Annotated in this window: 6 protein-coding genes; 5 read left to right on the top strand and 1 reads right to left on the bottom strand. The window is 39.6% G+C overall.

Annotated elements, in window-relative coordinates:
- Positions 1-879, bottom strand: an 879-nt coding sequence (locus VF500_RS17860; protein ID WP_330860980.1) for a glycoside hydrolase, incomplete at its 3' end; no start/stop codon positions are given.
- A 411-nt stretch (positions 880-1290) separates the two neighbouring features.
- On the opposite strand from VF500_RS17860, the gene VF500_RS17855 reads away from it, so the two are divergent.
- The 5 genes from VF500_RS17855 (at position 1291) to VF500_RS17835 (ending at position 5684) form a co-directional block, all read left to right on the top strand.
- Complete coding sequence (locus tag VF500_RS17855) at positions 1291-2229, top strand: FAD:protein FMN transferase (RefSeq protein ID WP_330860979.1); 939 nt, start codon at positions 1291-1293, stop codon at positions 2227-2229.
- A gap of 186 nt (positions 2230-2415) precedes the next feature.
- Positions 2416-2754, top strand: a complete 339-nt coding sequence (locus tag VF500_RS17850; protein WP_330860978.1) for a hypothetical protein — start codon at positions 2416-2418, stop codon at positions 2752-2754.
- Positions 2744-3652, top strand: a complete 909-nt coding sequence (locus VF500_RS17845; protein WP_330860977.1) for a hypothetical protein — start codon at positions 2744-2746, stop codon at positions 3650-3652. The genes VF500_RS17850 and VF500_RS17845 overlap by 11 nt, the downstream gene beginning before the upstream one ends.
- A 9-nt stretch (positions 3653-3661) precedes the next feature.
- The gene (locus tag VF500_RS17840) at positions 3662-4345 is read left to right on the top strand and encodes a response regulator transcription factor (RefSeq protein WP_121233363.1); all 684 of its coding nucleotides are present in this window, start codon (positions 3662-3664) and stop codon (positions 4343-4345) included.
- 4 nt (positions 4346-4349) lie between these two features.
- On the top strand, positions 4350-5684 hold the full coding sequence (locus VF500_RS17835; protein ID WP_330860976.1) for a HAMP domain-containing sensor histidine kinase: 1335 nt from the start codon (positions 4350-4352) through the stop codon (positions 5682-5684).
- Positions 5685-5856 lie beyond the last annotated feature (172 nt).

The following is a 5856-nucleotide window of genomic DNA, read 5'->3' as shown; positions in this document are numbered from 1 at the left end:
AAAGTTAGCAGCAGAACTATTAAAATATTGATGAGTGGTGAAAAGACTTACGTTCCCCGAGGCATTAAGCCCCGAAACATATGATCCGGTATGGGTTACATCAATACAATCCGGAGATGCAAAAACAGGTACAGAGATACTCAATGACTGTAATTTAGTTTTAAGCCATCCGACAGTGCTTGTATATACACTTTGGGCTTGCGCTGTGGTAAACTCCGCCGATTCATATGCTATACCCGAAGAGGGGTAATCGGGCTCATTCATTAAGCTCAAATAATTAACAGTTATTCCATTGTCTTTTAGATTTTTAATATGAGCATACAAAAATTCGCCGAACTCGCTATAAGCATTGGTTACACTGGCATTAAGCGTTCCTCCATTATTAACGCTATTGTTAGTTTTCAAATATTTAGGCGGAGATAATACAATAGCCCAAACTTTAATAGCCGGATTTATAAGCTGCGCTTTTTTTAACGCTGTTATCTGGTCAACCAGGTTAGAATTGCCGGTAAAATTAAATTTAGAAAAATCTGTGTTATTCGGGTCTGTATTATCATTCACATCCTCCACCCCATCAGCTCTAAGTACAATTTTAAAAACATTTACATTAAGGTCATGCCAAAGCCAGTTGCTTGCATCAGTAAAATTAGTTATCCCGTTTACCAGGTGCCCACTATAAAAATAGCAGCCCGCCCCTATAAGGTCAATCTTCTGGAGGGGGCTTCCTATTCCTACAGTTATGCTTCCCCCGCTTTGAACGGAATTTATAACTGATTGATTCACTCGTTGTTGTGCAGGAGGCACAGCATTTTTACGACAGGACAAAACAGCGCAAGCCAGTGTCACAGCTATTGCTGAAAGGATTTGATTCTTTCTCATAAACTTTTCTTTGATTGATAATTGGTCCGTAATTTTCGATAATAAAACAAGCTGATAAATGGACATAATCAGGTTTTATATGGACTATATTACTTTCAAGATATTCAACACCATATCCTGCTGAAGATTTATAAAAGCAGAGGAAAAAAGATATTTTATTTCGATGTTGCTTCAACACTGCCATTTTCAGTTAGTGCTTCTGCCCGCTTTAACTCTTTTTATCATTTAAGTGTTAAAAAATGTCAAAATCAGTTAATTATATTAATTAAAAAGCCTTTTTCATCTCAATTTCATAAAGCGCCGCTACTTTAGTTTTTGTAAAGAAGTGATGTAGCGTAATTGATCAAACTCGCGTAAGGTAATTTACGGTGCATTGTGTGTTCATTTTTAGATACTTAAAAGATTATTATTATGCTGGCTATAAAAACTTTAACCGATAATTTAACAGTCTACAAACGCAACATACGTTTAATGGGCGATAAATTTGAGATTAGTGTAGTGGGCAATAACCCCCTGCTGGCCGATGAGCAAATTGACATTGCCATTGATGAAATTAACAGGGTTGAAAAACTGCTTTCTGCTTTTAGTGACGATAGCAGCATCAACCAGATAAACCGTAATGCCGGCATTGCCCCGGTAAAAGCCGACGGCGAAACTTTCAGGCTTATTGACAGGGCGCTTCAAATATCTGAGCTTACTTATGGTGCTTTTGATATCACTTACCTGGCCGATAATGCAGCTAACGAAATTGCAACTGAAAACACATCGGTAAAAACTGCCAAACGTACGCTGTCACTCGCCAGCTACAAAAATATAGTGCTTGACGCTGCGGCTCAAACCGTATTTCTGAAAGAAAAAGGGATGCGTATAGGCTTTGGCGCAAACGGTAAAGGTTATGCTGCCGACAGGGCTAAATATGTATTGCAAATGAATGGTGTAAGCAGCGGTGTTATCAATTTTGGTGGCGATCTGCTTGCATGGGGCTTACAGCCAAACCTGCAGCCATGGACAGTTGCCGATGCTGACAGCACTCAGCAAAATCAACCATTTGCCGATTTGGAGATCAGTAACCTTGCTTTTGCTACTTCGGTTAATGCCGAAAAATATGCAAGCATCAGTAATAAAAAATTCACTAATGTGTTTAACCCTAAAAAAGGTTTCCCGGTTAGCGGCATTACAAGCGTAAGCATTCTTAGCCCAACCGCTGAATTTGCCGATGCCTTGGCTACACCAATACTCACCATAGGTGTTAATGCCGGCCTGTATATGATCAATCAGCTTAACCAGGTTGCCTGCGTTATCATTGATGATCAAAACCGGGTTTATCCATCAAAAGATATAACGCTTTAATTTTCAAACATTAAAGTACAATCATAAACCTTTCATCATAATTGTGATCTGTTATTATTCATTTGCATCGGCATTTTTACAAGTGCCCCTGCAAATGAATTGTTATTTGTTGTACCTTTCTCATTTTGGTGTAAACATTTAAATTGACCCTTATTTGAGCCTTATTTTTACCTTTTCTTCTCCTCAATGATAAAGTGGTTTGCGTATATTGTCCTGTTATTGATATTTGCAACACGTATATCATTTGCCAATGCCCTTACAAAAAACATTGATGCATCTGCTTATACCGGTAACAAAAGGCCGGCTATGTGGTCGTATACTTCATTAACGGCCGATACTACCAAAACAAAAAAGCAACAAGAGGATGAAAAGAAGAAGATCAAAGAAATAGCCAAGGCAAAAAGGCAGGCGAAGCCGGCTACTGTTGATGACGATGCTGTACCGCCTAAGCCCAAACCTAAAAGGCAGCGCCGGCCCGAGGGCATGGAGCGCCCGCCCGAAATACCGAGGAGAAATGGCAGTTAAACAGGTTAAACAATTTACTATATTGATGAAATACCTTTGCTTACTTTTTTTTGTGGCCGCGAGCAGTACCGTATTTGGTGCGGATATTGATTTGCGCTTTTTTGCCGGTAAGCATGCTTTAGTAGCCGATTCTGACACCATCATTCGTAAACGGTCGGTTTCGGCCGGGGTGAGTTATGGCAGCGATGTACTGTTTTTTGGTCGTACAGGCCCGGTAAAATATCCTTTTGTTACTGCCGATCTGATCTACAATACCAAATCGGGTATTTTTTTATATGGTTCGGCCTTTAAGGTTTTAGGGTACGCCCCTGTTGATGAAGTTGATTTAGGCGGCGGTTATTTTTATAAATTTTCAAAAGCTTTTTCAGGCTCGGCAAGTTATACCCGTTTCTTTTTTGCCCGGGATGCCGCACAGGTTATTAAGTCGGCCTCATCTAACGACATCAATTTTAAAAACTCGTATGATTGGAAATATCTGAAAACAAGTGCCGTACTTGATTACCTTTTTGGCAAATCGAACGATATCTTTTTAACTATCAGCAACTCCAAATACTGGGAAAGCAGCTGGAGCATTTTTGACGATCAGGATTTTCTTTCCTTTAACCCTTCCTTTAATTTTATACTGGGAACACAGAATTTTGTCCAGCGCTATTCGCTCGATCATCATTTCAGGGATGAAGCGGCTAATATCTCTATTGAGTATGATCCGCGTTACGCCAGCCGTAACCGCCGGTTCAATATGCTTAATTATAGCTTCAAAATTCCGGTGGCTTATAACCGCCCGCATTATACTTTTGAATTTTCATACAAATATTCTATCCCGGTTAATGTGGAAGGGGTATTGCTTAACAGGCGCGAGTCGTTTTATAATTTAACTTTTTACTACGTTTTTTATTAGCTATAATACATGAATGTTTTAATAATAGAAGACGAACAAGCACTTGCCCACGAACTGGAGATCTTTCTTTCAAACTATAACTACATCTGCGAGGTTTGTTTTGACGGTACTTCGGCATCCGAAAAAATTGCTACCAACCTATACGATTTTATATTAATAGATCTTGGCCTGCCCGATTATGACGGTCTTGACCTGCTCAGGGAATCAAAAAAGACTAATTCGGATGCGGCCTGTATCATATTGACCGCACGTGCTGAAATTAATGACCGCATCAAAGGCCTTGACCTTGGCGCCGATGATTACCTGCCCAAGCCGTTCTCGCTGCTTGAGCTTCAAAGCCGTATGCAGGCCATCATCAGGCGTAAATTTGGGGTTAAAAATAACATTATTGAACTGGGCGGTTTTCTCATCGATCTTACAGCACGTACTATATCCTACTACAACAGCGTTGTTAATACCATCACCAAAAAGGAATTTGACCTTATAGCCTATTTAATTTTGCATAAAAACCGTACGCTTACCCGTATGCAACTTAGCGAACATATCTGGGGCAGCGTGGTAAATAATGATTACGACAGCAACTATATTGACGCGCATATTAAAAACATCCGTAAAAAATTAAATGCCTATGCCCCGCCTGATTGGCTGGAAACGGTACGTGGTTTGGGCTATAAAATAAAGATCAACGCCTGAGTATTTGAAATTAGGAACAAAACTTACGCTTTTTAACGCCATCTCCAAGCTGGTTATCGTGATACTGTTTGTATTGCTTGTTCCTGTATTGATCAAAAATATCAGCCGCAACTACGTTGATAGCAAGCTGATCAAGCAAAAGAATAAGCTGCTTCAAATTGTAAAAAGCAAGGGTATTGAAACTTACATAGAAAACGGCGAAGGTTATGGCAGTTACCTTCCGCTTAAGGAAGAATACATTAGTTTGGACGAGGTTGATCCCGATTATTTTCTGGATACCATAAAAAGGGGCAAGCGTCTTTTTAGCGAAGGCGATACTTTAGAGTACCGGATACTAAGCCATACTTTTAAAGTTAAAAACAAGAACTATCTGCTGGAGATAGGCAAAAGCGTGGATACTTTAGATGAAACCAGCGTACCGCTGCAAAACATCGCTTTTCAGGTATTGCTGGGGATGATCCTCTTAACCGTACTGGCCGACCAGGTGTATTCAACCTATGTGCTTAAGCCCTTGAGACTTATTATAAAGACCAAACTTGTAGGACAGAAATTCCCTAATTTTCATACCTACAGGCAGGTTCGTACCACAACCTCCGATTTTCAGCACTTGGATATCAGTATCCATAACATGATCGAGACTATTGCCGATAAGTTTCATAAAGAGCGGGAGTTTATTTCCAATGCGTCACACGAGCTCATGACGCCGATCTCTATTCTCCAGTCGAAAATTGAGAACATGTTTGAGGAGGAGGATATAAACGACGAGCTTAAAGGCAGATTGTTGGAAATGCAAAAGATCCTGAACCGGCTAAAAAGTATTACCAAAACGCTGTTGCTTATCTCGCAGATTGAGAATGAGCAGTTTTTAAAAGAAGATAAAGTTTCGGTATCTGAGTTATTGCAGGACGTTTATGATGAGATCTCCATCCGCCTGCAGGATAAAAATATTAACTACGAGATGTCAATGCCCGATAACTGGCATTTTGTCAATATCAATAAGTTTTTACTCTTTAACCTGTTTTTTAACCTTATTAACAATGCCATCAAATACAATAACGAGGGCGGCAGTATTAAGGTAACCGGGGTGGCTGTACACGAAAAATATATGATCAGCATTGCAGATACGGGCATCGGTATTGCCGAAGACGCCATACCGCTGATCTTTAACCGCTTCAAAAAATTCAGACAGTCATTACAACAGGATAGTTTTGGACTGGGACTGCCTATTGTAAAATCAATTGCGGCCTTTCATGATGTTGAAATTGAAGTGATTTCTGAAAAAGATAAGGGGAGTACCTTTAAGCTTATTTTCCCCGCTACCTTGATCGTAGTTTCTTAAAACTGTAAAAGGTATGCCAAATTGTACTGTAGCAAAAATTTTACTGGTGTTTTGTACTAAAAATCGGGCAGTGCGAAGAAAATTAATAATTCAGCATTCTTTACTTGGTTGAAAGTTAGTTTACTTCTCATTAAAAAAATGTTGCTATGATTGATGGGGGATGTTCTTTTAA

Source organism: Mucilaginibacter sp. (genome assembly GCF_036383575.1).
Lineage (GTDB): Bacteria > Bacteroidota > Bacteroidia > Sphingobacteriales > Sphingobacteriaceae > Mucilaginibacter.
This window is presented reverse-complemented; position numbering and strand designations above follow the sequence as displayed.

Coding starts and splice junctions, on each gene's coding strand:
- VF500_RS17855 (WP_330860979.1), top strand. CDS start 1,291: ATGCTGGCTATAAAAACTTTAACCGATAATTTAACAGTCTACAAACGC.
- VF500_RS17850 (WP_330860978.1), top strand. CDS start 2,416: ATGATAAAGTGGTTTGCGTATATTGTCCTGTTATTGATATTTGCAACA.
- VF500_RS17845 (WP_330860977.1), top strand. CDS start 2,744: ATGGCAGTTAAACAGGTTAAACAATTTACTATATTGATGAAATACCTT.
- VF500_RS17840 (WP_121233363.1), top strand. CDS start 3,662: ATGAATGTTTTAATAATAGAAGACGAACAAGCACTTGCCCACGAACTG.